This window comes from Roseateles sp. P5_B10 (assembly GCF_056400485.1).
On record NZ_JBFULE010001111.1, the window covers coordinates 1 to 1379 of the forward strand.

At 65.5% G+C, this 1379-nt stretch carries 2 protein-coding genes; one reads left to right on the plus strand and one right to left on the minus strand.

Annotation, left to right across the window (positions count from 1 at the left end; genetic code table 11):
• The coding region (locus AC1DU6_RS31270) for a M20/M25/M40 family metallo-hydrolase (protein ID WP_477862030.1) at window positions 1-516 on the plus strand (516 nt) is incomplete at its 5' end.
• 555 nt (window positions 517-1071) lie between these two features.
• Here the strand turns inward: AC1DU6_RS31270 and AC1DU6_RS31275 are convergent.
• A partial coding sequence (locus AC1DU6_RS31275; RefSeq protein ID WP_477862032.1) for a hypothetical protein occupies window positions 1072-1379 on the minus strand: 308 nt, incomplete at its 5' end.

A 1379-nucleotide genomic window follows, 5' to 3' on the forward strand; every position in this document is an offset into this window, starting at 1 on the left:
GTGCAGCTCAACACCATCGTCTCGCGCCGCATCGACCCGGCCGATTCGGCCGTGCTGTCGGTCACCAAGCTGGAGGGCGGCCAGAGCCACAACGTGCTGCCGGCCGAAGCCCGCATCACCGGCACGGTCCGCAGCTTCGACGCAGCGGTGCAGGACCGCATCGAGTCCGCGCTGCGCGACGCGGCGGCCGGCGTGGCGCTGGGCCATGGCCTGGCGGTCGACGTGGCCTACACCCGCTACTACCCGTCCACCATCAACACGTCGGCGGAGGCCGCGCTCGCACTGGCCGCCGCTGCCGATGCCGGCCTGCACGCCACCGAAGCACCCAAGCCCGCCTTCACCAGCGAGGACTTCGCCTTCATGCTGCGCGAGCGGCCGGGCGCGTACCTATGGCTKGGGCAGGGCGGCGACAGGCCGCTGCACCATCCCTGCTACGACTTCAACGACGAGGCGCTGCCGAACGGGGTGCGGTGGTTCTGTGCGTTGGTGGAGCGCGTGCTTCGGCCCGGCGAATGATCGTCGGCAAAGCTGGAGCGACGGGCATTCGTGAAGTGACCGCGGCGCCTCCGGGACCGGCCCTTCAGAGTGGGCCTTGCCTCCGCCGACCCAGGATCTAGGTACCTCTCGGATCAACGGCAGGTATCACAGTCGGCCAGCTGGCGGTTCCGACCCGTTGCAGTCATCGCGTCTGCGGCTTTGGACGACAGCTACGTGCCCATAGCGGACCTCGGTCGAACTACGGGTCCAGGCTGGTCTGCGACATTCGCAGGCCCATGCATGAGCGGCAGCAATCACGAAAACCGGTCATTGAGCGCTGATGGGCCTGACCGGCAGCTTCCCCCCCGGGATCGGTCGTTCGACGACGGCGCAAGCATCGTGGCGGCACGAGCGACCGCTCTCGCCCCCGCGACAGTCGCACACGACCCCGGAGCGTGCACCGCTGCGACGAACATCGCTGCCTATCAGCAGACGTTTGCATGCCTCAAGAAATTGTTCGCTATCGACCCCTGGTCGCTGGCACCGAAGGCTAAGCGCCACCTAATGGGCTCCGGCATCGCTTCGAAATAATGTCTAGATCGAATAAGTTTTCTTCGCCGTCCTGACAACTTGCGCCTCCTCTTCGCGAGGCTTCTGCGCCTCTCGCGACGCGAAGCTGTTGATCTCTACCCTGCCTCGAATGGCGAGGAACTGTGCCAAACCCTGGTCCGAGAGCGCCACGTAGGATCCTTCTCCCCACATGAAGTCAGCATCGATGTCGGCGGGGTTGCCATCACGCCACCAAACCAGCTTTGCAACCACAGCTCCAGAGGCGTCCACATAGAGCCCGTTGGCGTTTCGGTGTTCAGCCCAACGGAGCCTGCGCAACCAGTTCGGACAGA